Source organism: Planomicrobium sp. CPCC 101079 (assembly GCF_007859275.1).
Lineage (GTDB): Bacteria > Bacillota > Bacilli > Bacillales_A > Planococcaceae > Planococcus.
In genome coordinates this window covers 179,596-205,652 of the sequence record NZ_VOHC01000029.1, presented here as the reverse complement: position 1 = coordinate 205,652, position 26,057 = coordinate 179,596, and the positions used below count along the sequence as shown (strand labels likewise).

General features: G+C 44.1%; 21 protein-coding genes. 9 read left to right on the top strand and 12 right to left on the bottom strand.

Annotated elements, in window-relative coordinates:
• Positions 1-15: 15 nt before the first annotated feature.
• The 5 genes from FQV28_RS14995 to FQV28_RS14975 all read right to left on the bottom strand — a co-directional run bounded on the left by FQV28_RS14995 (position 16) and on the right by FQV28_RS14975 (position 7,849).
• On the bottom strand, positions 16-1,527 hold the full coding sequence (locus FQV28_RS14995; protein ID WP_146497309.1) for a sugar ABC transporter ATP-binding protein: 1,512 nt from the start codon (positions 1,525-1,527) through the stop codon (positions 16-18).
• A gap of 170 nt (positions 1,528-1,697) precedes the next feature.
• On the bottom strand, positions 1,698-3,332 hold the full coding sequence (locus tag FQV28_RS14990; RefSeq protein ID WP_186763904.1) for a response regulator transcription factor: 1,635 nt from the start codon (positions 3,330-3,332) through the stop codon (positions 1,698-1,700).
• Positions 3,313-5,136 (bottom strand): cache domain-containing sensor histidine kinase, encoded by a 1,824-nt coding sequence (locus FQV28_RS14985; RefSeq protein ID WP_186763903.1) that lies wholly within the window; start codon positions 5,134-5,136, stop codon positions 3,313-3,315. The genes FQV28_RS14990 and FQV28_RS14985 overlap by 20 nt, the downstream gene beginning before the upstream one ends.
• Positions 5,126-6,166 (bottom strand): autoinducer 2 ABC transporter substrate-binding protein, encoded by a 1,041-nt coding sequence (locus FQV28_RS14980; RefSeq protein WP_146497306.1) that lies wholly within the window; start codon positions 6,164-6,166, stop codon positions 5,126-5,128. Before FQV28_RS14980 ends, FQV28_RS14985 begins: the two co-directional genes overlap by 11 nt.
• A gap of 183 nt (positions 6,167-6,349) precedes the next feature.
• A complete protein-coding gene (locus FQV28_RS14975) occupies positions 6,350-7,849 on the bottom strand; it encodes an L-fucose/L-arabinose isomerase family protein (protein WP_146497305.1) in 1,500 nt (499 codons plus the stop codon).
• A 115-nt stretch (positions 7,850-7,964) separates the two neighbouring features.
• Between FQV28_RS14975 and FQV28_RS14970 the strand changes: the two genes are divergently transcribed.
• Both FQV28_RS14970 and FQV28_RS14965 read left to right on the top strand, forming a co-directional pair.
• The gene (locus FQV28_RS14970) at positions 7,965-8,840 is read left to right on the top strand and encodes a helix-turn-helix domain-containing protein (RefSeq protein ID WP_186763902.1); all 876 of its coding nucleotides are present in this window, start codon (positions 7,965-7,967) and stop codon (positions 8,838-8,840) included.
• A gap of 254 nt (positions 8,841-9,094) precedes the next feature.
• Positions 9,095-10,138: a DUF2382 domain-containing protein gene (locus FQV28_RS14965; protein ID WP_146497303.1), complete on the top strand. Its 1,044-nt coding sequence runs from the start codon at positions 9,095-9,097 to the stop codon at positions 10,136-10,138.
• Between the two features lie 140 nt (positions 10,139-10,278).
• On the opposite strand, the gene FQV28_RS14960 is transcribed toward FQV28_RS14965, so the two are convergent.
• The gene (locus tag FQV28_RS14960) at positions 10,279-10,986 is read right to left on the bottom strand and encodes an anti-sigma factor (RefSeq protein ID WP_146497302.1); all 708 of its coding nucleotides are present in this window, start codon (positions 10,984-10,986) and stop codon (positions 10,279-10,281) included.
• Positions 10,979-11,545: an RNA polymerase sigma factor gene (locus FQV28_RS14955; protein WP_146497301.1), complete on the bottom strand. Its 567-nt coding sequence runs from the start codon at positions 11,543-11,545 to the stop codon at positions 10,979-10,981. The genes FQV28_RS14960 and FQV28_RS14955 overlap by 8 nt, the downstream gene beginning before the upstream one ends.
• A 281-nt stretch (positions 11,546-11,826) precedes the next feature.
• Here FQV28_RS14955 and FQV28_RS14950 point away from each other — a divergent pair, with 281 nt between their 5' ends.
• The 4 genes from FQV28_RS14950 (at position 11,827) to FQV28_RS14935 (ending at position 16,409) form a co-directional block, all read left to right on the top strand.
• A complete protein-coding gene (locus tag FQV28_RS14950) occupies positions 11,827-12,645 on the top strand; it encodes an alpha/beta fold hydrolase (RefSeq protein ID WP_146497300.1) in 819 nt (272 codons plus the stop codon).
• Positions 12,646-13,263: 618 nt separating this feature from the next.
• On the top strand, positions 13,264-14,595 hold the full coding sequence (locus FQV28_RS14945; RefSeq protein WP_146497299.1) for a hypothetical protein: 1,332 nt from the start codon (positions 13,264-13,266) through the stop codon (positions 14,593-14,595).
• Positions 14,596-14,650: 55 nt separating this feature from the next.
• A complete protein-coding gene (locus FQV28_RS14940; protein ID WP_146497298.1) occupies positions 14,651-15,619 on the top strand; it encodes a sortase in 969 nt (322 codons plus the stop codon).
• 115 nt (positions 15,620-15,734) lie between these two features.
• Complete coding sequence (locus FQV28_RS14935; protein ID WP_146497297.1) at positions 15,735-16,409, top strand: hypothetical protein; 675 nt, start codon at positions 15,735-15,737, stop codon at positions 16,407-16,409.
• Positions 16,410-16,477: 68 nt separating this feature from the next.
• Here FQV28_RS14935 and FQV28_RS14930 read toward each other — a convergent pair whose 3' ends face one another.
• The 3 genes from FQV28_RS14930 to FQV28_RS14920 all read right to left on the bottom strand — a co-directional run bounded on the left by FQV28_RS14930 (position 16,478) and on the right by FQV28_RS14920 (position 19,862).
• Entirely contained in the window at positions 16,478-16,969 is a 492-nt protein-coding gene (locus tag FQV28_RS14930; protein ID WP_186763901.1) for a GNAT family N-acetyltransferase, read from the bottom strand.
• A gap of 291 nt (positions 16,970-17,260) precedes the next feature.
• Entirely contained in the window at positions 17,261-18,631 is a 1,371-nt protein-coding gene (locus FQV28_RS14925; RefSeq protein WP_146497296.1) for a copper amine oxidase, read from the bottom strand.
• A gap of 172 nt (positions 18,632-18,803) precedes the next feature.
• Positions 18,804-19,862: an LLM class flavin-dependent oxidoreductase gene (locus FQV28_RS14920; protein ID WP_146497295.1), complete on the bottom strand. Its 1,059-nt coding sequence runs from the start codon at positions 19,860-19,862 to the stop codon at positions 18,804-18,806.
• Between the two features lie 258 nt (positions 19,863-20,120).
• Between FQV28_RS14920 and FQV28_RS14915 the strand changes: the two genes are divergently transcribed.
• A complete protein-coding gene (locus FQV28_RS14915; RefSeq protein ID WP_146497294.1) occupies positions 20,121-20,597 on the top strand; it encodes a hypothetical protein in 477 nt (158 codons plus the stop codon).
• Positions 20,598-21,034: 437 nt separating this feature from the next.
• Here the strand turns inward: FQV28_RS14915 and FQV28_RS14910 are convergent, their stop codons facing one another.
• Both FQV28_RS14910 and FQV28_RS14905 read right to left on the bottom strand, forming a co-directional pair.
• Positions 21,035-21,766 carry a class I SAM-dependent methyltransferase gene (locus FQV28_RS14910; RefSeq protein WP_146497293.1) on the bottom strand — a complete coding sequence of 244 codons (732 nt, stop codon included), beginning with the start codon at positions 21,764-21,766 and terminating at the stop codon, positions 21,035-21,037.
• A 218-nt stretch (positions 21,767-21,984) separates the two neighbouring features.
• Positions 21,985-22,983, bottom strand: coding sequence for a GNAT family N-acetyltransferase (locus FQV28_RS14905; protein ID WP_146497292.1), 999 nt, complete (start codon positions 22,981-22,983; stop codon positions 21,985-21,987).
• A gap of 887 nt (positions 22,984-23,870) precedes the next feature.
• Here FQV28_RS14905 and FQV28_RS14900 point away from each other — a divergent pair.
• Together FQV28_RS14900 and FQV28_RS14895 are read left to right on the top strand one after the other, a co-directional pair.
• Positions 23,871-24,896 (top strand): GNAT family N-acetyltransferase, encoded by a 1,026-nt coding sequence (locus FQV28_RS14900; RefSeq protein ID WP_146497291.1) that lies wholly within the window; start codon positions 23,871-23,873, stop codon positions 24,894-24,896.
• A gap of 145 nt (positions 24,897-25,041) precedes the next feature.
• The gene (locus tag FQV28_RS14895) at positions 25,042-25,932 is read left to right on the top strand and encodes a PucR family transcriptional regulator (RefSeq protein WP_146497290.1); all 891 of its coding nucleotides are present in this window, start codon (positions 25,042-25,044) and stop codon (positions 25,930-25,932) included.
• Positions 25,933-26,057 lie beyond the last annotated feature (125 nt).

The following is a 26,057-nucleotide window of genomic DNA, read 5'->3' as shown; positions in this document are numbered from 1 at the left end:
CTTGCCTTTCCTGTCTTATCCGACATTTTTCTTCGGTTTATCTGCCATTGACGCTTCAAGGATTTTTTCTTGGGTAACCGTTTCCCGGTCTAGGATTTTGGTGATCCTGCCTGCACGCATTACAGCGATGCGGTCGCTCATCCCGATCACTTCCAGCATTTCCGATGAAACGAGGATGATTCCGTATCCTTGGGCAGCCAAGTCATTGATGATTTCATAAATAGCTGTCTTCGCTCCAACATCCACACCTTTTGTTGGTTCATCGAGAATAATGACATCCAGTTGGGCGGTCAAAAGCTTCGCTACCGCAACTTTCTGCTGGTTGCCCCCGGATAAGGAGCTGACGAGATCAAAGATGCTGTTCGCTTTCACATGCATTTTTTCAGCCAGATTTTTCGTAAAAGCATGTTCTTTCTTCTCATTGAGCCAGCCTTTTGCGTCAAACTTTTTCAAAGCAGACAACGTAATGTTTCTTCCGATGCTCCACTGAAGCACCAGCCCTTGCAGCTGCCTGTCTTCGGGCAGATAACCGATGCCCAGCTTTATGGCCTCTTTTGGGCTCTGAATTCGGACCTTTTGACCCTTTAATTCGATTGTCCCTTTGTCGTAAGGCATGATTCCAAAAAGTGCCTGGCAAACTTCCGTCCGTCCTGCTCCTACCAGTCCCGTCAAGCCTAAAATCTCCCCCTTGCGGAGCGTAAACGAAATATCAGCGAAATACCCTGCCTTGCTGAGCCCTTCCACGTGCAAAAGTTTTTCGCCCAATTCCCCGTTCCGGTCCGGGAATACTTGATTGATTTCGCGGCCGACCATTGCGACAATCAACGCGTCATTGGAAATTTCATCGATTCCCCAAGAGCCGATGTATTTGGCGTCCCGCAATACGGTAACCTGGGATGCAAGCCGGTACATGTCTTCAAAACGGTGCGAGATAAAAACGATTGATGCACCTCGATCCCTTAAACTTTCAGCAATTTTGTAAAGCTCTTCGCTTTCTCTTGATGTTAAAGCGGCTGTCGGTTCATCCATGATGATGATTCGGGCATGTGTTGAAATCGCCTTGGCAATTTCAACAATTTGCTGCTGCGCTACACTTAAAGAGCCCATTTCCGCCTTTGGATCAATGGAGGAACTTAACGACCGCAAAATCTTCCGCGCCTCTTCGTGCATTTCTTTCCAACGTATGCGCCCGGTGAGTTTTTGAACTTTTTCATGTCCCATGAATATGTTTTCAGTCACACTTAAATCAGGATAATTTGTAACGTGCTGATAAATTGCAGCTATCCCTACTTCCTGGGCATCAATCGGGCTCGAAAACTCCACTTTTTCCCCGTTAAGATATATGTCTCCTTCATCTGGTTTGTGAACACCTGTGATCACTTTGATAAACGTGGATTTTCCTGCGCCGTTTTCGCCCATCAATGCATGAATTTCTCCTGCTTTCAGCTTGAAATTCACCTGATCTAGAGCTGTAACTCCCGGAAATCTTTTGGTTATCCCTTTCATCTCCAAAACGTATTCAGACATAGTTTCACTCCCATACCTATAGTAGTTTTGCGAAAACCTTTTATTGATAGCGCTTTCATAAAGGTTATCTCTTTTGTACATATTCAGTAAGGAGAGGATTTTCGGAAAAGGGTGGATAATTCTCTGTTTGTTTTTGTTTGCACTAAAAAAACCCCCATTTCTGAGGGTTTTTAAGCTTTTAATTTTTCTCTGTATTTGGAAGGGAGGTCTCCATAATACTTTCTGAACAGTTTGCTGAAATATTTAGTGTCCGTATACCCAACCTCTTCTGAAATTTCATAGACTTTCAGATTTGTGGTGAGTATCAATTCCCTGGCTCTGTTGATCCGGCTCCTTGTTACAAAATCGAGAACCGTTTCTCCTGTTTCGCTTTTAAAGCATTCACAGAAGTAGGTGGGATTCATGTAGACATGGCCGGCTATCTTTTCAATTGTGATATTGTCCTTTAGATTTTCTAAAATCCATTCTTTGGCCACTTTTGTCTCATTGTGGACTTTTTCTTTGTTTGCAACCGAAAGTTTCTGATAAACAGCCAGGACCCAACTTTCCAATTCCAGTCTCAGCTCTTCCATGTTTTTCGTTTTTCTCAATAAGTTCGCCGTATCATGGACATCAAGCAAATCGTTGTTTACCCGAGGAGTGCATTTGATCACGTAGTTAATCAGCTGGATGCTGAGCGATTGCAGGAAAAACTCCGTTTCACTGGATAGGCGCAGCGAATGCAGCTCGTCTGTGAACAAACCAAGTTGCTTTTTCAATTCTGTTTCATTCATGCGCTCCAACGCTTGAATAATTTGTTGTATCGACTGCTGCAGCTTACCTGCATTCTTCAATTCCGTTTTTATCATGAGGATTTCGCTCGAATCTTGCAGCAGGATTTGGTTATTTCCAAAAACAGAGCGGTACTGCATGAGTGCTAGCACGTCATTAGCGATTGTTTGCAGACAGGCTAAATCTTCAAAGGATTGGCTAATTGCAACTGAATTCGTAAAGGGCAAGAGATTCTGGACATTGCTTTGGAGTTCATATACAAAGTTTCGGATCGCCTCTTTAAACTCTTCTTCACTTTCACTTTCGTTGCTGCATAACAATGACCAAAAACAAGCTGCTTCTCCCCGCCATTCCCAAAATTCCCTTTTGCTATCCCGAAGCAGCTCACCAATGATGTTTTCGTTAGCAAGGACCCATGTATGCCACTCGTCCTTCGGCATGGTCTGAGAGTAACTTAACGGCTGGTCAATCGCAATCTGGATTAATGTATAGAAGCCTTTTGGAAAACCGCTTGTCCAGTCCACTAAAGAAATGTCGAACTCAAATCCCTTTGTTACTTCGTTCAATTTTTCGACTTGTTTGATATAGCTCAGTTTATTGGCCTCACTTTGCAATAAGTCGGCTTGTTCCTGCTCTTCCCACTGTTTTTTCACTTTGCACTTCAGCACTTCCAGCTGTTTCCTAAATTCTTCACGGTCGATGGGCTTTAGTAAATAATCCAGCGCCCCTTCTCTCATAGCCACCTGCAAATAATTGAAATCATCAAATCCGCTAATGACAATGGGATTAAAAAAAGTCACTGCTTTCATTTTTTTGATCAAGGTAAGGCCATCCACTACCGGCATACGAATATCGGTAAGCAAAACGTCAAATTCAAACGGCTCTTTTTCAAAAGCCTCAATCAATTCAATTCCATCACCGAAAGATGCTGTAACTTCCCAATCTTCCCCACAGGACAACACCAATTTTTCTATTCCCCGGCGGATGCGGCTTTCGTCGTCAACAATGACCGTTTTAATTTTTTTTGAGTCCATAGTGACCTCCTTCATTGCCATTTTTAAGAACCGGAATTCTAATTTCAACTTCTGTTCCTTGGTCGGCGCCACTTGTAATGTTCAGGCCAAAGCCGCTGCCAAAATTCATGGCAATGCGCGCATGGACATTGATCAGCCCAAAATGCGAATTGCGCTTGGCCATCGGATCTGAAGCCAGTATCTGGTGGATGTCTGCCAGCGTCTCTTCTTTTATGCCAGATCCGTTATCTTTTACTTTAAGAGCGATTTCTTCTGCTCCGCCACTGCCGGGAACCAGGCAGACATCAATTTCAATGCTTGTAATGCGTCCATATACAAGGCCATGTTTAACGGCATTTTCGACAATCGGCTGCAGGATGAACTTTGGCGTATAATAATTTTGAGATTCTATTTCTTCCTGAATGGAAAAATCGAATTTTTCCTCGAAGCGGATCTTTTGAATCGTTAAATAGTCTTTCACATGCAACAATTCGTCCGCAATCGGTACCATCGCTTCTTTATTGCCGATTGAAAAGCGAAGCATCCGTCCGAGCAGTGTAACCATTTCTATGACTGTATCTTTTTCATCATCTTCAACCGACATGGCAATCGTTTCCAATGTATTGTACATAAAATGCGGATTGATTTGAGACTGCAAGGCATAGAGCTCCGCTTCTTTTTGCTTCAGTTCCGTTTGATAATTTTCACGGATAAGGTCCTTGATTTCTGTAATCATGGAATTGAAGTTATTGGCAAGCATTCCCACTTCATCGGTTGTGCCAATCGCCAAATCCACATCAAAATCTCCTTTTTCAACCCGCTTCATGACTTTGGTCAGCCGGTTAAGCGGACTTGATACATTCCACGCCAGCAAGATAGAAATAATGGTGCTGATAAAAACAAAAACAATAAAGATTGCAATAGAAGCATTACGCACCAGATCGGTTTGCTCGGTCAAATTTTTGGCTAAAATGCTATGCGCCAAAGTCCAGCCCGTTTCATCCATATAATTTATACTGATCAACCTGTTTGCGTTTTCTTGGGTCGTCCGGAAACTGCCGTTTATTTTGGGGTACTCATCAAATTCCCGGTCAATCGTCCGGATCTCAGAGGAATTCGTATGGTAAATAATTCGTCCTTCTTTGTTCATCATCCACAAATCCGCTTTTCCTTCTTCGCTCATATCGTTGATGACATCTTCCAAAAAAGTGACATTGACCGCAACAAGGACAGTGCCGAGATCGGTTCTGTTTTCCAAATCGGTAAGTTGTTTCATGATCAGAACAAATGGCGGATTTCCTTCGAAACGCAGCGAAGTTTGATGCGGCAGGACGAAAACGTCGTCAGTTTTCAGCTGGATATCCTGCCCGTATGATTGGGAATAATCCATCAACCCGAAATTAGTGTAGGGAATTTTAGTGCTTTGAAAAAGTCGGTTTTTCGAAATTACGAAGACCCCTAAAATGTCTTGGCTGCCTCCGTTAATGAAGGTTCTCGACAAATAATTGTTAACAGTGAACTCGTCCTGCAAAAGAGATGAACGGCTTTGATGAGCATCCTTCCTCAGAATTCCGACCACTTCATCTGAGCTGTAAATCAGATCCGGAAACTTTCTCAATTCCCTTATTTGGTTGGCAATGTTTTCATTCGCTTGTTCCAAAAGCTTTGGAATATATTCGCCCACTTGTTCTTCAATGGAATTTGTATACTGGCTGTAAGCGATATAGCCCAAAAGAGAAATCGGTATAACCGTAAGCAATACATAAGTGACAATCAATTTGGTCCGCAGCCGGTAATTTTTAAATTTCGTCAGTTTAGAAATCATATTGATCCACATTCTCTTTTGTAAAATCCATCGGGTCTCCCATAATCACCGTATTGTTGAACATCCGTATCTTTCCCACCTTGGCGATTTCCTGCCAGTCAAAAGGCTCTATCCCTTTCAACGCATTGTTGGTTAACGCCACTGTTAAATAGCCTAATTTCTTAGGGCTCCATAATGTGATAATCTGGGCCGAGCCATCTTTCAAGTATTCGTTCATCGGATTGGGTGACGATAGCCCCACTACTGCCACTTCCCCTTCCTTTCCTAATTCCTTCACCGCTTGGGCGGCTGCTGGAGGCCCAACCGAGGAGTTGCCGATAATGCCTTTTAAGTCCGGGTATTTCTCAAGCAGCTTTTTTGCTGATGCATATGCGCGCTGGGAATCATCATCATTTGCCGATACTTCAACCAAGGTCATGTCCGGATAATATTCTTTTTGGTGAACTTTTATCCAATGGAGCCATTCATTCAAATTTGCAGCCGACAAAGCCCCTGTCAATATCGCAAACTCACCTTTTTCATCCGTGTTCCATGCCAGTGTATCCATCAAATGACGGCCAAGCGTTTCAGGATCCACCATGTTTATAAAAAAATCCCTTGCTTCTGGGACCGTATCGGAATCCCAGGTAATCACATGGATGCCCTTTTCCTTTGCTTTCAATAAAATGGGCGCCAATTCTTCAGGGTCATTTGCTGAAACGGCAATCGCATCCACTTCCTCTTCTATCAATTCCTCGATGATTAAAATTTGCTGGCCAGCATCCGCAAAAGCAGGCCCTTCATAGAGAAGATTGACCCCTAAATCTTCTGCCGCTTCAAGGGCCCCTTCTTCTGCCGCATTAAAATAGGGGATATTCACCACTTTAGGGACGACCGCTATCGTGATTTGCTGAGCTTGTTTCGCATCCGCTTTTTCTTGTACAACTTCATCTATTGAATAGATAACATCATAATTTCCATGGTCAGCAACAGGCATAGCGCAAGCGCTTACAAGAGACAAGGTACAAACAAGACTGAAAAATAATTTCATAGGTGAATGCACGCTCCTTCCTGTGCATTATCAATTTATAAACCTGCCAGATCCATGTAGAAGCAAATTTAAATTTACGGATATTTTAACACTTTTCAGATAATTTAGCTCTCTCTTTTTTCAGTGGCCCATATATAAAAGAGAGACCGCTTGCAGCCTCTCTTTTATAGGCAACTAATGCTTTCACAAAGTCACATGCTTCACACTCAACAGCTCTCCCACTTTTTGAAAAAGCTTCGCGTTGCTCCCAATGGACATTGCACAATGATGGGTCGGCGCTTCTGTAAACCACTGTTCCATGAATTCATCCGGCTGTTTTGGGAATTTCACGGGCGTTTGGGTATTGCCGACTTGCATAATCTCTCCGGCTATCGACTCGCCTTCACCGATTATCAGCTTGAGATTGCCATCCCCGGTTTGGGTGACATTTAAAATGGTTACGGGACCTGTTTGAACTTTAGCTTCCACTGATACCCCTGTTCCTTGTTTCCCATGATATAGCCCCATGCCCCGAAGAACCGGCTTGCCTTCTGATATGGCGATGTGAAATGGTCCGTCATGCCCGAGCAAAATGGTTTCTGCGTCATAGTCTACCGCCATCACTTCTGAAAAGCTGCCGCCTGTCCCAAGAATATCGGCTATTTTCATGCCGACTGCCGTTTTTAAATCCCCTTCTCCTGAACAGGGAATGCCTTTTGCAGTCAGCAAGGAATGGCCGACGATGAATCCCGATTGAAGCTGTTCAAAATGGCTGCCGGGTGAACCGTGATAATAATAAGCCAAAGCATCAAGATCATATTCTTTCACCATTTTTTCCTGCGCTGCTGCAACTTTGCAAGACCACTCCAGTTGTTCCTGTGTCGGTTTTCTGGCGATAGGATCTGACTGGGAATCACCGCTGATTTCGAACATGGCGTAGACTTCTTCCAGCTTCTCTCTTACAGCAGTTTCGGTGACCTCCTTAAAGAACCTGTCAAGATCCCCCATTTCCATGACTTCGACATGAAGGCCGGTCTGCGCTTGGATCATTGTGAAATCACTGTACATATCCAGCATGCCATTGTATGTGTTTCCTAAAAATCCAAAGCGGCTTTCGCGCAATGTACGGGGAACCGCCGCCGCACGAATCCATTCTTCAATCTCTTTCCATGCGCGGAGCGCTTCTTTACGTCCGCTTGTTTTTTCATTTGCCAATGAAATTTCGGGTGTCTCCTCCAAACCAAGCAATCCGTTGACAACCCGAAACGGAATTCTTGCCCGGTTAAAAGCATTTGAAATTTCCGGTACCGGGCAAGCTCCACAATGCGCGAGCCATTCACCCGTTGTTGTATGCCGGTAATTGATTTTTGCAGTCGGCTGCAAGTTCAAAATGACGGCAGGAGCTTTACAGAGCTGATGGACAGGCAAAACCGCCGAACTGGTTGAATACGTAGCAGAATGGCAGAAAATCAAATCAACGTTTTTCTCATTAAACCAGTAACCGGCTCTTCTGGCTTCGGCCTCCGTGTCGACCAGTCCATAATTATAGATATCCCCGTATCGAGACATCTTTTTCTCCAAAAATTTCCCGTAGTCTTTTATCCTTTCCTTCAATCCTGGAAATTGGCTCCAATAAGCTTGCAAACCGATTGTATAGATGCCTATCCGTGCTTTTTTTGCCGGTTTGATTGATTGAAAATTCATAGCTAACGCCTCCTTTTAATAAAATCCCATGATTATTCCCCAGTGTATCCGTTTACACTTTATACTTCATCCTATAATGTTGTTTAAAAATAATAGAATCTTGCGGAGGTCTATGATGGCATATTACCGAGAACAGGCTGCCCATAATTGGACAGAAGATTCAATCCGCCTTATCGCCACACCTAGCCAACTTGCCAGATATTCTTTTTTCTACGTTGAAGAAGTAGGTTATTTTCGCACTCAACCGGGCTACTTCACTGAGCGGGAGCAGCTGAACTCCTACTTGATCGCCGTCACTTTATCGGGAACGGGTTTTTTGAAATTTAAAGGCAAGCAGTACAAACTCGAAGCCGACCAGGCATTTTTTATCCATTGCATGGATTATCAGTATTATGAGACAGGTGAACATAACTTATGGGAATTCGGCTGGGTGCACTTGAATGGAGCCACTATCAGCGGCTATTATCACTATTTCCAACTGTCTGAATCTCCGGTTATCACGCTGAAGAATCCTGAACGCGCAAAATCTTCTCTGCAGCAGCTGATACAGCTTCATCGTGAATACACTCCCCATTCAGAACCGCTTAGTTCAAAAATCATAGTGGATCTCTTAACCGAATGCCTCTACTCCGCTAACAGTTCGCAGGCAGTTGGTGATTTTATTCCCGATACCATAAAAGCCATTATGCGCTATTTGGAACAGCATTTTAATGAGCCAGTGTCACTTGAGCACTTAGCCAAGCAATTCAACATCAGCAAATACCACCTTGCAAGAGAGTTCAAAAAATACGCTGGCCTAACGCCCAATGAATTTTTGATTTCTTACCGAATCACTTATGCTAAAAATTTGTTGAAGTATTCAGATGAGTCTATAGCTGACATTGCAGAAAAAGTTGGTGTCCTTAACGTCAGCCACTTCATAAATCTCTTTAGAGAGCGGGTTGGGACTACCCCACTGGCTTATCGCAAGAGTTGGCAGCCTTTGAAATAATTTTTAATACGGGACTATACGCTTAAAAGAAAACAAGTTGGTCAGCGAACATCAAACATAATCGGCTCATCAAAAAAATATTGTTTTTGTACATCTTCCCAAAAACCTTTCATGCTTAAAATCCTTATGTACCAAGGGTTCAAAAACCCTTTTCCCCATGTCCGTAATGCTGAATGTTTATTTTGTAGAAGACCTTGGGTAAACAAGCATTACCTGAGTTTAAGGTTATCCAACATTACAAGGAGGAATTTACCATGGCGAGAAAAGACAATACATTTATCGGAGTATTTGACACGCAAGCGGAAGTTTTAAGCAAAGTAACGGAACTTAAGGCACAAGGCTATAACGAATCAGATATGTATGTTGTTGGCCAAGATGACAACTCATTTTCAATGGTTCAAAACCAGACTGACGTTCACGTAGACGCAGCTGGCGAGAAAGAAGACCAAGGATTTATGGGCAAATTCATGTCAGCACTCTCTGGTGAATCTTCTTCTATGGAAGCGTTCAATGGAATGGGCTTAGACCAGCACGAACAAGAAGATTATTATCGCCAAGTACAAAACGGCAAACTTGTTCTATATGTAGACAGTGATTATGGCGATTCGTATGATCGTTATAGCCAAAGCTATAACAGTTCTTCAGGAACTGGCCATACTTCAAGTGAAACGGCTGCAGGATTCGGATCCAGCACAACTTCCGGATTGACATCAAATGACCGCGATACGTTGGGGTCATCGTCTGATACGAGCGGCACATTCGGTTCATCTTCGTCAGGTACTGGAAGCACATTCGGTTCGACTACAGACAACGACAGCACATTCGGTTCCACTTCAGGAACTACAGGCAGCACTGCGGGCAACACATTCGATTCATCAAGAGATGAGGCGAATATGACAGACGAAGAGCGCCTGCGCCTTCATGAAGAGCGCTTGAATGTAGGCAAAGAACGCGTGCAAACTGGCGAAGTAAACGTCGGTAAACATGTTGTTGAAGAAAACCAATCAATCGAAGTACCGGTTGAACGCGAGGAAGTCTATGTAGAACGCCGTCCGGTAAATGAAGAAGTGACAGGCACCGACACTTTCCGCGATACTAACGATACAATCAATGTACCGGTTTCCGAAGAACGCGTAAACGTTTCGAAGAAAGATGTTGTCTCCGAAGAAATCGTTGTCGGCAAAAAGAAAGTTCAGGACACTGAACACGTGAACGAAACTGTTCGCCGTGAAGTTGCTGATATCGACGAAGATGACAATACAACAAATACTACAGACCGCAACAACAAAGGCTTTTAATAAAAGAGCTTAAGCTTAATGAAAAACCGCCAAGAACAATCTTGGCGGTTTTTTGCTGTCTTTTCGCTTTTTGAACTCAAAATAAAAAATGCACTCGAGAAACGAGTGCATTTTGATCAAGAAAAACTTGATTGATAAGTTTAAAGTTCGGAACTGAGGACAATGTCGCCTTGAGGCAATTCGTTGCCCGCTTGCGGTTCGCGTGTGATAGCTATTGTGTCCCAGCCTTCAGTATTTTCGTTTAGGCTAAAATATGCGGCGCCTTCTCCACTAGGATTCGGCTTAAAGGCGCCGGCGGGAATCGGCTGTCCTTCTTTCAGCAGCCATACTTGATAAATTTCATCGCCTCGCAATTCTTCAAGGCCGTCAGCTGATACGACCACATCAAGCGAACCATCTTCCCTTATCAGTTTTGCTTGTGCCGCGCCTTCAAACAATTCGTTCGGCTGAAGGTTTACCTCCTGCATCGCAGTTTCCGGTTCTTGTTGGCCGGAAAGCTGGAAAAATGCGTAAGCGTTGCCGAGCAGGGACAGTAAAAGGACCGCTGCTATAAGTGGTGGCCACCAATTGCGCTTCGGCATGCGCTTAGCCATCGGGACTGCTGCCGTTTTCGGTTCTGGCTGTTGCTCCCTTCCTGCATCTTCTTCAAAAACATTTGCAAGTATTCGCGTTTTCATCTCTGCCGGCGGTTCAATCGGTTCGGCAAGGTAAGGGAGCTCACCTGTCAGTTCCAGAATTTGCTGGCAATCTGCACAAGTTTTAAGGTGTTCTTCAAATTCCCGAATTTCTTTATCGGATAATGTGCCATTCAAATAATCCACTACGTGCCCACAATTCATTTTAGTCATCAATAGCCCCCCTTTCTTGCACACCGTGCAGTGATTTTTTCAATTTTTTCAGTGCCAGCCTAATCCTGCTCTTTACCGTTCCAAGCGGGATATCACAAATACCGGCAATCTTTTCGTGCGTATATCCTTTAAAATAAAATAGCTGGATCATCTTTTGCTGTTCGCCTGACAACTCTTGGACAGCAGTTTCAATCTGTTCTTTTTGTTCCTGCCATTCCGCCACTTCTTCGACTGTAGACTCATTATTCACCAAGTCGCCGATTTCTTCCAAAGGAACCATAGGTTTTTTACGCTTCCGGATCAGGTCTATTGCCACATTGCGTGACATTGTAAATAACCAGGATGTAAATTTCCCCTTGCTTTCATTATATTCCCCTGTGCCTCGCCATAACTTGATAAAGACTTCTTGCAGAGCTTCTTCTGCCAAATCCGGATCTTCAGTCATTTTGACAAGGAAAGAAAAAAGGATTTTTTCATAACGGTCGTACAGCTGTTCAAGCGCCGCTTTGTCTTTTTGCTGTATACGGCCGTATAACATAAAGTCTGAACTTTTCTCCATGAACGTTCCCCTTTTTTTGATGTCGTCCTTCAAGCTTACTACATCTTGCGTGGCAGGTGGAAGCTGTTGAATGGAAAACCATCGCGCTTTAGATGTAAAAGCTTTATAACATAACGTTTTGAAAGGCTTCTTAGTTCACTTTTCACCAAATATGGTTCTGGTATCTTTTTAGAAGATATTATCACCTTATATATCATGAATTCGGAATTGTTTAATTAAAGATAGTTAGGGAACCTTAAATATTAGCAAGTAAAACAAAAAAATAAGAGGAGGAAAAGAATTTGGGACATTATATTGAAGTGGAAGCTGGAGTAAAAGTATTTGTGGAAGATATCGGCACCGGGCAGCCTGTCGTTTTTATCCACGGCTGGCCTTTGAACAGCAAATCGTTTGAAATGCAGGCAAACGAACTGGCGCTGCAAGGATTCCGATTTATCGGCATTGACTTGCGTGGATTCGGCAAATCGGACAAGCCATGGTCCGGCTATGACTACGATACACAGGCAAGCGACGTGAAAGCAGTTATCGACCATTTGGGATTGGAGAGTTTCGTCCTTGGCGGATTCTCGATGGGAGGCCCCATCGCTATCCGCTATCTGACCAAATATGGCCAGCAAGGCGTGGACAAACTGTTGCTGATGAGCGCGGCGGCTCCACTATTCACACAGCGGGATGATTTCAACATCAATTTGAAGGCTGAAGAAGTGGATGACATCATCGAACAAATCAAGCAGGACCGCCCAGCTTTCCTGGCCCAATTCGCTGATATGTTCTTTGAACAGAAGAAATCGGACGAATTCCTTCACTGGTTCCAGATGCTGGGACTTGAAGCCGGTGCACATTCCACGATCAATGCAGCCATTGCATTGCGTGATGAGGATCTGCGCGGCGAGTTGGCCGATATTACAGTGCCGACCGCTATTTTTCATGGAAAGAAAGACCAGATCTGCGCCTATGAGCTTGGCGAAGAAATGGAAAAACAAATTCCCAACTCTGTTCTTGTTCCATTCAAGGACAGCGGACATGGCATCAACGGCGATGAGCCGGAACGTTTCAATACAGAAATGATCAACTTCCTAAAAAGTTCAGGCGTGAAATAAATATCCCCATTGACTGCTTAAAAGAGGCGCCAGATGGCGCCTCTTTTTCAGCTTGATGAGGAACTTCTATTCATTGTTAAATTGAAAACTTATAGCCTTTGCTATTCCGTAAAACAGCTGCAAAGCCATTAGCCGAAAAGTTTCGGCTAATGGCTTTGCGACGAAGCGCGCAGTGTTGCAGGAGCAAACGAGTTCTACAATATTTTTGCACAACTCGTTCCCTTCGGGTCTCAGCTGTCTCGCTTTCCTGCAGGAATCTCCGCTGTTTTGCTCCATAGCTAAAAGGAAAACAAGCAGAACGCAGGCGGACGTTTTCCAAAGGGATTAAAGTTCCTTTTTCAGTCTTTCCACTTCGCTTTCAAGAAAATTTATGCGCCGATGAATTCTATAAAAATAGGTAAATAAGCTATTACTACAACAATCATCCACCCCATCTCTCTCCCCCTTTGGTCACATATACTATCACAATACAGGGACTGTTTTTCCAAAATATACAATTTATTAATAAACCGCCTGCTTTTAACTTTACTTGAAGCAATTTTTTATGAAAAAGTGATCTATTCCTGAACTCATTGCGTTAGGTAGGCAAGAAATCAGAAATAGAGGAGTGGTTTATTGATGAAATGGAGAAAATTTTTGGCACCGGTAGTAGGGGCGGCGCTTTTGGCCGCCGGAACAGGAACAACTGCTTTCGCACATGGTACACCGAAAACCGATACTACAGGCGTGGAACTGCGTGCGACACTTGACTCTCTGTTATCAGAGCATTATGCACTTGCAGTCGATTCCATGATGAAAGTCTACGACGGGGACAAAGGCGCTGAAGCAGCGGTTGCAGCACTTGAAGCCAACGCCGCAGACATGGAACCGGTCATCGCTTCTGTATACGGTGAAGAAGGCGGTGCAGCATTCGAAGAAATTTTCACAAAACACAATACAGGGACAGAAGAATATGCCTTAGCCGTCAAAGAAGGCGATAAGAAAATGCAAAAAGAAGCGCTCGAGGAAATCCAATCGTTTGTAGATGATATGGGCGCATTTTTAGGGACTGCCACTGAAGGCAACTTGCCGGAGGACGGAGCGACCCAAGCACTTCGCCAACATGAAGATTTTGTGCAAGACACTTTTGACCTTTACGCAGCAGGAAAATACGAAGAAGCGTACACATCTTACTTGGAAGGATTCAAACAGATTTTCGGTGCAGGAAGTGCCATCAGTGGCGCCATCGCCACTCAGTTCCCGGATAAATTTTCTGATCCAAATACTCCAGCCGGAGATTTCCGCTCGACAGTGAACCGCATTGCAGCCGAACATTTTGCTTTGGCGCAATTGAGCATGGCAAAAGGCTATAACGGCGCAGAGGATTTTGACTTTGCAAATTGGGCGCAAGACCAGAATACTGAAGAATTCCGTGGCGCCATCGCTTCCATATACGGGGAAGAAGCCGGCACGCAATTCGTGGAAATTTGGGACAACCAGCATATTTCCGTACAAAGTGACCTTGCAGGAGCTGCGGCTTCAGAGGACCAAGCAGCTGCGGGTGAAGCGGCAGACGCCTTGACGAATGAATTCGCTACAGAGCTCGGAACATTTCTAAGCACAGCCACTGAAGACCGCATGCCAAAAGAAGACACCATTGCCGGAATCCAGGCGCATGAAACTTCTGTTATTGACACTTTCAATCAGTATGTTGCAGGCGACTTTGAAACATCTTACGAAACATACCGTACAGGCTATGCTCTGATGTTTGATATTGGTGCCGCACTAAGCAGCGCCATCGTCGATCAGTTCCCTGACAACTTCCACAATGATGCACCTGAAAAAATGCCGAAAACAGGATTTGGCTGGACAGCTGGCCAATCAAACACTATGGTTCTTTGGGTTACACTCAGCTCATTGATTTTGCTTGGCGCCGGAACACTGACATACCGTCAAAGCAAGCAACAATAATATCAGGAGAGGGCCTTTGCGCTCTCTCTATTCCTGTTGAAAGGGAGGGTTAAGCATGAAGCAAATATTCACGATGGCTACTGCATTGATTCTATGCGCAGCGCTGTTTTTTGTCATGAACCCGCTGGCGGATGGTCCAGCATTTGAAAAACCGCCAACTGAAAAAAATAGTGCGCCAGTTCAAACAAAAATCGAAACAGTTGCCAAAGAAAAAGATGAAGCTTTTGATAAAATTGCCGAATTCCCGGTCCTCCCTGCCCAGCGGGAAAAATTGGATGCTTTACAGCGGCAGCGCCAAGAAAGCATAAAAGGCATGGAGCCGGCCCAAATCGAGATTCCCTCTATTAAAGCCAAAGCGGAAATAGAGGCAACCGGCATATTGGAAAACGGTGAAATGGGTGTGCCTGAAGATGTCGATGAAGTCGGCTGGTTCGAACCCGGCTTCAAAGTCGGAGCAAAAGGCCATGCCGTTCTTGCCGGCCATGTCGATAGCTTGACGGGTCCTGCGATTTTTTATGATTTAAAGAAAATGCAAATCGGCGAGACAGTCATATTGACAGATCGTGATGGACGCGAAATGGTTTTCCAAGTAACCGAAATGGTGAGCTACGAGACAGACGAAGCACCGATTGAAGAAATATTCGGCAGCTCGGGCAAACGCATGATCAACTTGATCACGTGCACAGGCGATTTCAACCGGAAAATCGGTTCACATGAAGAACGGCTTGTCGTATCCGCGGAATTGGTCTCCGATTCGGCTACAAAGGAAAAAGAGCCAGAACCGCCGACAAACGTCAAAGCCACCTCGTTCAATATTTCTTGGCATGCAGTGCGCGATGATGCCATCATCGGCTACCGTATTTACGAAGAAGACAAAAAGACGGGTGAAATAAAGAAAATCGACACGGTTTCACTGTTCGACCGAAAAAAAGTGGAGCTGCAAACTTCTCCTGACAAACGCTATTTTGTCACCTCCGTGGACGTCGATTTGAACGAATCAAAGAAAGCCCAAGCAAAACAATAACCATGGCATTCAGAATAACCGGATTGCAGCGCCTAAACAGCCTGCAGGTCCGGTTTTCTTTATGGTTCTTTCCATGTACAATTGGAGGAATCAGCGGTATTTGGGAGGTGGATTTATGGACAAGATTTGGCTGCAAGGCGGCCCGTTTCTTGAGGTGAGTTTTCTATTGGAGCAGGAAGCAGGCAAAAAAGAAGCGGCCCGCTCTTTGATCAACAAACTTTCCTCCTTCCCCATCAGGATCAATTTTGAGGATGAAAATATCGATGGCCTCGTTGATGCATTCACTGCAGGATTCCCTTGCGACGAAGAAGATTTGCACTCCCTCCGCATTCATTCCTTGCATTTGAGGATAGAGATCCGAATTGCCGGCCTGCGCAAAGCCATATTGCAAGTGGAGCAATTGTCCTCCAATGCCTTATTGGCCGATTTTTGGTTTTACGGGAGCCAGTTTGATGATCCAGAACACCATCAAACTGGCATTAAAACAGAAGATCTTCAAGACTTCGAGCAGTTCCTGCTGGAATTATATGCGGGCTTCGTCTTCAAAGCCGGGGGCATCTCCATCGAACAAGATATGCGCAACTTGTTTGATTGCCAGGTATCCAGTCCGTCTGAGCAGTATCGATTCGAGAATCTATCTCCTGAAGCCTTTCTTTGTAATAGTGCCGGCTTTTATAGGCTGCTGTGGAATGAAGACTATGGAATGCTAAGCAAGGTCCTTAGTTGTTCCAAAAGAACCGGCAGATCGGGAGTGCTCATCTCTTCTTCCGCTCCCTACAGCGAGTTCTGATTGAAATGGCCTTTTATTCAATATAAGATCGTACAGTCGAGTATCCTAGCATTCAAGAAAGAATCCATTCATGCCTGTTTTGATTTAACCATGTTATACCAGCTCACTCCGCCATGTTTTGAATCGGAAAGCCCATGGTTTACAAAGCCCAAATTTTCGTAAAAAGAAACCAAGTCCTTTTTACATGTTAACGTAATTCCTTCTCTTTCGTTTTCTTCTGCAAGCTCTTCCATTTTTACAACCAATGTTTTTGCTATCCCTTGATTTCTGGCCTTTTTGGAAACTGCTATTCCTAAAACACTCTGATAGCCTCCTCTTTTTGGGTTTTCTTTGATTTTCCCGAAAAGATCGTCGGTAATATAGGGCTGATTGATAATAGGTCCATTAATATAACCAAGGATCTCCCCGTTCTTTTCTGCCACAATAAAGGTGTCAGGTATCAACTTGATCCTCTCCGCGAATGCTTCTATCGTGGCGGCCTCTTCTCTTGAGAACCCTTCACTTTCAATTGTCATTAGCTGCTCTAAATCCGTGGATTGAACATTCCTTAAAGAAATCATCCCACTTCCGCCCCTTCCCTATGTGGATTAACTTATAGCATCAATCATACTATCACTCATGAAAGTATTAAAAGTATGGTTTAACATAGCCTTTAAATTTGGTGAAATTCAAAACCAATCTACTGAGAACAAATACTTGTCCGAACACTCTTCACTTAAGGCACGTCTTGCAAGAACAGCTTGACGAAAGCAACCGCCAAGAACGAAATAAAAAAGGCTAACGGAAAATTCCCGATAGCAAGAAAGAAGCTAGCCCATAAGAGGCCAGCTTCCTGATATTTTGTGTGATTTTTATGATTGTCTGCGTGTACGCAAAGCTACTGTTGTTGTTAATCCTGCCAGCATCAAGCCGCCAAGGATCCACATGAATGGCGCTGTAGACGAATCGGCTGTTCCACCCATTCCAGTCTTCGGCATTTCAGAAGGCATTTGGGCTGCACTGAATTTTTCCGGGAACTGATCGACAATCGCTTCCGATAAACCGGCTGCCGGCATTGTCATGTGAGCGTAAGCTTCACGAATCGAGCTGTAAGCAGTTTCGTAATCGCCTGCTACGTAAGAGTCAAATGCTTTCAGCAACTGGTCGACGTGTGCAGTCAATCCTTCCTCAAGTGCGTCGGCAGGGACACGGCCTTCAGTTGCAACGTCTAATAGAGCCGCTTGTTCAACGATGTATTCATCAAGCTCAGCTTTCGCCTGTTCCTGGCGTTCAGCGTTTTCTTCGCCTGTCGCCACTACATAATCGACAAAGTAGCCGATATGCGACTTCCAGATCTTATCGAACTGGGCACCGGCTTCCTCACCATATACTGACGCGACAGCAGCTGATAAATCATCAGCGTTTGCCAGCAATGCGGCTGATGCTGCATCAAAGCTTTCAGCTCCATCAGCTCCGTCCTGCATTGCCATTGCCGCAAGTCCAGCATGCTCAGTGAACGTGGCGTTCAACTGTGCACGGAGGTCGACTGCTGGTGTGTCCGGGTTCGTGTTCTCGAACTTATCAGCAAACTGGTCTGTGATTGCAATCGATAATGTTTCTGCAAACATGCTCATGTGATGAATTGATTCGCGTTCAAGTGAGTAAGCTGTTTCGAAATCGCCGGCAACGTAAGCATCGAACGCTTTGATCAATTGGTCAACGTGCATATCCAGCCCTTCTTCAACTGCTGCGGCAGGCAAGCGTCCTTCTGTTGCAGCATCAAAGAACTCTGCTTGTGTTTTCTTGTATTCATCAAGTTCCGCAAGCGCCTTGTCTTTTCCTGCTTGATCGTCTTCAGCAGTTGCTGTCACGTAATCGACAAAGTAACCGATATGCGATTTCCAGATTTCATCAAACTGGGCAGCCCCTTCTTCTCCGTAGACTGATGCGACAGCCGCTTTCAGGTCATCGGCATTTGCCATAAGTGCGTTTGATGCCTGTTCAAAATCTTCAGCTCCGTCCACACCTTTTCTCATCGCTTCCACCGCCAAGAAAGCATGCTCTGTCAATACAGTATCGAGAGCGATCCGCAGTTCAGCTGCTGGTGTTGCTGTGCCTGCTTCCATTGATGATTCATGCGAACCTTTCTGTGAATGTTCCCCGTGGCTATCCGCCAATGCAGCAGTCGGGACTAACAAGGAAAGCGTCAATGGTAATGCGACCAATAATTTGTTCATTTTCATACCAAACATCTCCTTTTTCTGTTTTGTTTTTTTGTTCTGCTAACTAAACGGCCAAAGAAGATATTTAGATCACTATTTTTTAAAAAAGTTTTTAAACTATTGAATTCCATATTTATAAAAGAAACATTGCCCGCAAAGAAAAACAGGCCCCCACCAAGAAGACCTGCCTGCACTATTGTTTTTTCGTATATTTCTTGATGGCCGGCAAAATTTCCGCTCCGATCATGTCGATATTGCGCATCAGCCGATTGAATGGAACTCCGCCGAAATCCATTTGCGCGATATAGCGCTGGTGGCCAAACAATTCATGCTGATAAAGAATCTTTTCAATGACTTGCTGCGGACTGCCGATGTTCATAACATCATGCGGATTTGCTCCGTGCATGAATTGCCATTGTGGATAACCACGGCCGTTCGTTTTCATCATCCCTTTATCCACATGTGGATGAATTTCTTCAAATGCCTGTTGCGTGGTTTCGGCCACGTGAAAAAATCCAGCTGTCGCAACTGGCAGATCTGCAGGATTAAAACCGTTTTCTCTAGCAGCTTCCCGGAAAGCGTCAATGGAGTGCTTAAAGCTCTCCGCCGGTCCGCCGAGTGTCGCAAGCATCATCGGTACGCCTGCATGGCCTGCTTTGATGGCACTTGCCGGATGCCCACCCACCGCCCGCCAAATAGGCAGCGAACCCGTTTGCGGCCTCGGCAAAACTTCTGCATCTTTCAACGGCGCACGGAACCTTCCGCTCCAGTTTATCACCCGTTCTTCATTGATCTTGCGGAGCAAATCAAATTTTTCCTCATATAGTTCTTCATAATACCGGATATCATAACCGAGCAGTTCGAACAATCCAATGCGCGACGCACGCCCGGCAATAATTTCCGCACGGCCTTCTGAGATCAAGTCGATCGTTGCAAAATCTTCATACACGCGGACCGGATCCGATGTGCTGATAATAGTGGATGAACTGGAAATCTTGATTTTTTCTGTTGCCTGGGCAATCGCACCAAGCACGACAGTGTGCGCTTGCGTTGCAAAATATTCCTGGTGGCTTTCCCCGATACTGAAAAAATCGATGCCTGCCTGTTCAGCCAGTTTTGCCAATTCAATTATTTCACGGATTCGCTCGCCTGCGGAAATACGTTCCCCTGTTTTCGGGTCGGGAAGATGATCTCCCAAAGTATATAACCCGAATTCCAAACCTTGTGTTGGTTCAATGCGGTATTTTTCCATGTTTTCCATCCTTCCATTGGCTTTGTTCCATGCCCTTAGTATAGACTTCTGGAAAATCGATTGAAAGTGAATAAAGTTAAGGAAATTTTTTCCTTCACATCCTTTCTTTTTATTATTTTAAATTTCTGACAATTAGTTGACTTTGGTAGAAAAGACTGGTATTTTAATAATAAACAATTATATTTCATTGAATTAGGATAATAATTTATCTTTAGACATATCCCTATCCACTCATTCTTTAACCAGGGGGTTTTAAATATGATTGAAAATAAGAAAAAGGTCCTGATTCTTAGTGGAGCTTCATACATGATCGAGGCTGTGGAAACGGCAAAAGCATTGGGGTTATACACCATTGTAACGGATAATACGATGGCATCGCCGGCCAAAAAGTATGCGGATAAGGCTTACAATAGCAGCGCGGCCGATCTATGGGAGCTTGCTGAAATAGCCAAGATAGAGCAAATTGCCGGAGTCTTCAACATGTTTGACGATATCAACACTTGGCATGCATTGGCCTTATGCAAAAAAATGGGCCTTCCTATTTACACGTCGAGCGAACAGCCCGGAAGCTACCCCAACAACTACCGTTTCAAGGAATATTGCCAGACCTTCAACGTGCCAGTGATTGAAGTAAGCGCATTTGACAGCTTATATGCGCTGGAACTTGCGGCAATGGGGTTCCCGGCAAAGGAGCCAAACTGGGCATTAGTTAAACAGCCGCTGCAGGTCGTCTGACAAAAATCGTTCACAAATCGAATCCGTCCAATTCAATAAATCAGTTCTTTTCAGGCTGTCGAGAAACTCTTGTTGCGCTTTTCACATTGCGCTCCAGACGGACGCTTTCCGCGGGCAAGCGCAGCCGGTTGGCGAACTATCGGCTAAGGGATGCTCGCTCATACAACGTTTACTTTCTCAACAAGCTGGACAAGGCAGTTCATCAATGGGCTGCCTTTTTTCTTTGTTTAGCCGTCCTTTTTCACACCAATATTAGGCGAAGTTCTATTGGCTAAAAGCAGAGGCAGGAGTACAAGGTTTTCTTCGCTGAATTAAGAAGAGGAACGATATAAAGAGCTTTTGCACCCCCTCATCACCATAAATTGTTAATGCTTGTTCAAAAGGCCTGAAAACTTGTATTGCGGCAGTTTTTTGAACAAAGCGTAATGGCCGATCTCCTACTCCGCTGAAAGTTGCTCCGCGACAATTCCATAGTAAATTCCGGTCTCCGTCGTATAGTGGATACGTTCGAATGTCGCTTTAAAACCGGCTGAAGCGAGCAGCTTTTCCCATATAGCCATAGAAAACAGTCCGGAACGGGAACTGTCGGACTCCCTGAAAATCTCGCCTTCTTCACTTTTCATCATATAGAGGTATTCCGTTTCAGTCACGCAGTCTTCAGGATCGCTGTCGTCGGTCCATTCCAAATACCGGAATCCCCGGCCGTCCTTGTCGATGCCTCCATGGCTTGTTTCTGGTCGAAACGTTTCTTTGAACTGATCCGTCATGATGAACAAAATGCCGTTTTCGTTTAAATGTGTTTTTGCATTTTTCATAACCGCGAGCAGATCGGCCTCTTCTGTGAAGTAGGTGATCGCGTCATGGATAAATACCAAGTCGAACGCTGAACCCGCGCTGATGGTGCGCATATCGCCTTGAATATGCTTACAATCCGGATTCAGCTGACGGCTCACGTCCAGCATTTTGGGCGACAAGTCAGACAAGACCATAGAAAAATGCTTTTTCAAATAGAACGCATTGCTTCCACCGCCTGCCCCAAACTCCACCCCCCTCTTCACGTTCGGATGATAGCGCTGGATGATTTCCAAATATAGCGAAGCTTCTTCTTCGTACTCCGTATGCGGCGACATCCATGGCCACCACTCCGCCAATTCATTGTACAGTTTCATCTCGCTCTTGCACCGCCTTCCGTTTTTCTTCATTATAAGTTTTCCGGGAAGTTTCGCATACAAAGAGCGATTCCGGTATTCCGGAATCGCTCTTTGTTCGCTCTATGGCTTTTGTCCAAGCATCTTCCTGTTGAAGTGAAGCTCGACATGCTCCATTCCAAAAGAAACAACGATGGGGCCGCTCCGGCGGAAATATATCTTATCGAGACACTGCGCCCCTACCCTCTATAAGCAGGAAAATAACCGGGATCAGCTTCTGCATCCGTACTTTGCTTATAATATGTCAGCCACTCGTAGACTTCTGGATTTCTCACTTTTTTTCCGGTAAGGATGGCAAGCGGCTCGGTTTTGGTAAAACCTCGTTTGAACCGGTATAGCGGCTCAGTCGAAGCGCCACCCAGATGCAGTTGTTTTTTCCCGTGCTCCACTCCCCACCGGCAGCCTTCATTCAAAACCAGGCTATTGCCGGCGACATTGAAGAAGTCCGGATCGTTTGCCGCCAGGTGATAGTGGAGGTAATCTTCGTGGTGCAGATAAATTGCACCTGAAATGTATTGCCCTTCATATTTCGCGTAGACGATAAATTGTTTCCCTTCAAGATGCTTGAATGATTCCGCAAGCAATTCTTCCGAGAACATATAATGTTCCGGAATGTTGTTTTTCTTTGCCATGATCATATAAAGACGATGGAATTCCTTGACGCTGGCGCCAGTATAATCATATTCAATTTCCACGTTGTTCTTCAGTGCCCGTCTGACTTGCTGGCGCGTGCAGGATTTAAATTCCTGCATAAAATAGTCTTCAACAGTCAAGTCAACGTACATGACGATTCCCCGGTTATCCATACAATATACATCTTCAAAATCAGTTGCATTATTTAACCAGGAATTAAACCGGACATACTCGGATACGATGTTGTTTTCCTTGCAATACTGCTGGAATTCCTTATCAAATACAGCAGCTAATTCTCTCTTCTTCCCTGGGATGCAGTCAAGAATGATGGGGCCGCTTAATCCGAAAGAAGTGATTGTATCATAGTAACGGACTGCGCCGACCGGAATAGGGATTGCTCTTAAAATAAAAGAATAATAAATATGCCCCAACTCATTTTTCACTTCAAAAATACGCATTTCTCCATGATCGTGACTTTCATAAGCTTTCCCCCATTCAGGAGCAAAAAAGATATCCGGGACAGTTGTTTTGGTAATAACTTTCATTTAGTACTTCCTCCCTTGGCTGTTTCAGCTAAATAACTTACCTATAATTTAGGTTAATCATAATAGCACCTGGTTAAAAACTGGTTAAAACAATTTTTTATTTTCTTACGTCCAAAGCAAACTTCGATGTTTCACAGAAATACTAACCTAGTCATGAAAAAACAGCTTTCTCCCCCTTCAAAAAATCTAATTAATTGTAAAATTCAGATATTATCATTGACACTCTCTTTTAGAGTTGTTAGTTTTATAGTAGTAATCTAAATTTCATAGATATTTAACGTTTATTTTCCATTTGCTGATAGTTATAGAAGCTTCCCTTATTTAGGGCAAAAATAATATTTTAAGAATCAGTGAACGGTGCAAAAACTACAGCGTTCCAGAGATTGAAGATTCCTAACTTGATGGCGACTTGATCAAAGAGATTGTGACAAAACTGGAATTTCCGGAAACCGTTAAACCTGTGGGCAGCTATTCCAGCCAAAGCATTACGGTTTGCTATGTTATGGACAAAGTAAAAGCATGGCAAGGCACTCCAATTTTCACAATCCAAAAGTGATTATCACGTGTTTTATCAATCACGGTTATGGCGTGCAACTGGTTTATACCCATCAAAACGAAAAAGTCACTCTAAATGGATTAGGGGATAAGCACGTACATAAATACTTCAAAGAACATCCTCCTTTGCCCATCCCGTTGATAAAGGCAACAAGCGGGGAAATAAAAAATAACGAAATTAGCTTCTGTCATTTCCTGCATCACAGACAATTCAACTGGAAACACGATAGCGGTTATCGGACCCTATACGTAAATGCTCGGAGGAAACGTTGAAAATCATTCATTCAACATATTATTTAAACAATGGACTACCAAAGAAAAGAGGTTTTAAAATGATGGATATTTTTTTTGAAGAAGAATACGGCAAACTTTATGAAAATCTCGAAAATGGCAAATGCGAAATTTTTAATTTCAGCCATCCGCTTGGCACAGTCAAACATCTTTTCATTAAGCGTAAGATTCCACAGACAGTCCAAGGTGAAAATTACTTTGACATTATCACGCCGTATGGCTATGGCGGCCCTCTAATCACATCTTGCAAAACTGAAAACAAAACTCAGCTTATCGAGGAATTTCACAAAGCCTTTTATCAATATTGCCAAGAACATCGGATTGTCAGCGAGTTTATACGTTTTCACCCGATACTCAAAAACGCAGAGGATTTTGAAAGCTGCTACAAAGTGAAATTCATGCGGAACACTGTTGGCACAAACCTTAAGGATTATGAGGATCCGGTTCAATCGGAATTCTCCAAATCCACTCGAAAAAGCATAAGGAAGGCGCTTCGGGAAGGGCTTGAATGCCGGATAACGAGAAAACCGGATAATTTGGATACTTTCAAGGAACTTTACTATGCGACTATGAAACGGATTGGCGCCGATTCGTTTTATTATTTTGATGATAGCTATTTTTCCCGTTGCCTTGAGTTTTTCGGCGAACATATCGTGCTTGTCGAAGCGGTCTATGAAGAACAGGTCATCGGAGCAGAGCTGCATTTTTATTACAACAACTTGATCCATACCCATCTTTCCGGCACGCTTGAAGATTTCCACCACCTGTCTCCTGTATATGTCATGACCTTTGCGATTGCTGAGTGGGGCAAGAAAAATGGAGCTGACCTTGTCCACGCAGGCGGCGGTACAACCAACAATCCTGACGATTCGCTGTACCTGTTTAAGAAGAAGTTTGGCCAAAATACGGAATTTAAATTCCATATCGGCCAAAAAGTCTGGAACGAGGCAGTTTATTCGGAGCTTTGCGAAATGGCAGGAGCCGGAACTGATGAAGAATTTTTCCCTGCTTACCGCTCCAGCTCCTGCACGGAAAAATTAGTTGAATCGGCACCGCAGGCTCTTTAAAAAGAAAATAATCCCAAAGAAAAACGGATTGCCGTTCGGGCAATCCGTTTTTTTCTGCACTTTTATTGCATTATCAATAGACGGAGCAGTTTCCGCTATGGGAAAATAGATTATTAGAAGCACCAATCCAGAAAGAAGTGATTTAATGATCGAGCAATTGCGCAAACTCTTTCCTTCCCTCCTCATTTATACGACCGAGGACGGTGCGCTAGATGCAAGCTATAAATGGTTTATAAGCGGAAACAACGATATCATCGGCATCCATCAGACAGAACTGACCGAGAAAGATCAAGCGATGCTAAATGCTTTTTTATCGCCTTACAATATAAACTTCCCGCCGATGACGGACGAGGAACGACGATGGAAAAAAGCGATCGACCAGGCAGAAGAGCATCCTCCATTCACTTTTCCATCAGCCATCCCTTACCGGTTTATTTACTTTTCGATTAACAAAAACCAGATCACCCCAGTTTTTTTTCATGAGGCCATTCAGGAATTGTTTGAGAAACCAGTGCCGATTCTCTGGGAGAACGAATTTGAAGGAATCATTATCGAAGAAGAGAGCACAAGCGAAGACACCCCTTCCTATGAGCAGATGATTGATATTTTAATGAGCGACCTCTATGTGAAAATCACCTTTTTTATCGGCCCTTTCCGGAAAGGCTTCGAGTCCATCCAGCCGTATTATCGTTCCGTCATAAGCGACGCGAAAAAAGCGTTTGCCTATTCGGACAAGACCGTCATTACCTATATTGACGCGGTGCCTTATCTACTGATTGACCAGACAGATCTGGCATTCCGCCAGCAGCTCGTAAAAAACGTACTGCAAGAATTTATCGATGATGAAGATACGCTGAAAATGTTGGAAACGTTCGTCCACAGCAACCTGAATATATCGGAGACTGCAAAAGAGCTGCATTTGCACCGCAACAGCCTGCAATACCGGCTGGACCGCTTTTTTGAAAAGACAGGCATTGACGTGCGCCAATTCCATCAGGCCATGCCGGTTTATTTGGCGATGCTTGCCAAAAAGTAAGATCTTCCCGCTTTTCGTAAACATGCACCAAGGAAGGGCAAATTATTTGTGCATGTTTACCATTACGTTAATTGTCGGAAAATTGTATGCTAGAAGCAGAAAATGAAAGCACTTACATAATTGGA

Bases quoted from the DNA above. Each gene is read 5' to 3' on its own strand.
- FQV28_RS14925 (WP_146497296.1), bottom strand. From the start codon at position 18,631: ATGAAAATGAACAAATTATTGGTCGCATTACCATTGACGCTTTCCTTG.
- FQV28_RS14990 (WP_186763904.1), bottom strand. From the start codon at position 3,332: ATGGACTCAAAAAAAATTAAAACGGTCATTGTTGACGACGAAAGCCGC.
- FQV28_RS14935 (WP_146497297.1), top strand. From the start codon at position 15,735: ATGGACAAGATTTGGCTGCAAGGCGGCCCGTTTCTTGAGGTGAGTTTT.
- FQV28_RS14980 (WP_146497306.1), bottom strand. From the start codon at position 6,166: ATGAAATTATTTTTCAGTCTTGTTTGTACCTTGTCTCTTGTAAGCGCT.
- FQV28_RS14940 (WP_146497298.1), top strand. From the start codon at position 14,651: ATGAAGCAAATATTCACGATGGCTACTGCATTGATTCTATGCGCAGCG.
- FQV28_RS14975 (WP_146497305.1), bottom strand. From the start codon at position 7,849: ATGAATTTTCAATCAATCAAACCGGCAAAAAAAGCACGGATAGGCATC.
- FQV28_RS14985 (WP_186763903.1), bottom strand. From the start codon at position 5,136: ATGATTTCTAAACTGACGAAATTTAAAAATTACCGGCTGCGGACCAAA.
- FQV28_RS14920 (WP_146497295.1), bottom strand. From the start codon at position 19,862: ATGGAAAAATACCGCATTGAACCAACACAAGGTTTGGAATTCGGGTTA.
- FQV28_RS14945 (WP_146497299.1), top strand. From the start codon at position 13,264: ATGAAATGGAGAAAATTTTTGGCACCGGTAGTAGGGGCGGCGCTTTTG.
- FQV28_RS14995 (WP_146497309.1), bottom strand. From the start codon at position 1,527: ATGTCTGAATACGTTTTGGAGATGAAAGGGATAACCAAAAGATTTCCG.
- FQV28_RS14970 (WP_186763902.1), top strand. From the start codon at position 7,965: ATGGCATATTACCGAGAACAGGCTGCCCATAATTGGACAGAAGATTCA.
- FQV28_RS14910 (WP_146497293.1), bottom strand. From the start codon at position 21,766: ATGAAACTGTACAATGAATTGGCGGAGTGGTGGCCATGGATGTCGCCG.
- FQV28_RS14960 (WP_146497302.1), bottom strand. From the start codon at position 10,986: ATGACTAAAATGAATTGTGGGCACGTAGTGGATTATTTGAATGGCACA.
- FQV28_RS14900 (WP_146497291.1), top strand. From the start codon at position 23,871: ATGATGGATATTTTTTTTGAAGAAGAATACGGCAAACTTTATGAAAAT.
- FQV28_RS14905 (WP_146497292.1), bottom strand. From the start codon at position 22,983: ATGAAAGTTATTACCAAAACAACTGTCCCGGATATCTTTTTTGCTCCT.
- FQV28_RS14955 (WP_146497301.1), bottom strand. From the start codon at position 11,545: ATGGAGAAAAGTTCAGACTTTATGTTATACGGCCGTATACAGCAAAAA.
- FQV28_RS14930 (WP_186763901.1), bottom strand. From the start codon at position 16,969: ATGATTTCTTTAAGGAATGTTCAATCCACGGATTTAGAGCAGCTAATG.
- FQV28_RS14915 (WP_146497294.1), top strand. From the start codon at position 20,121: ATGATTGAAAATAAGAAAAAGGTCCTGATTCTTAGTGGAGCTTCATAC.
- FQV28_RS14965 (WP_146497303.1), top strand. From the start codon at position 9,095: ATGGCGAGAAAAGACAATACATTTATCGGAGTATTTGACACGCAAGCG.
- FQV28_RS14895 (WP_146497290.1), top strand. From the start codon at position 25,042: ATGATCGAGCAATTGCGCAAACTCTTTCCTTCCCTCCTCATTTATACG.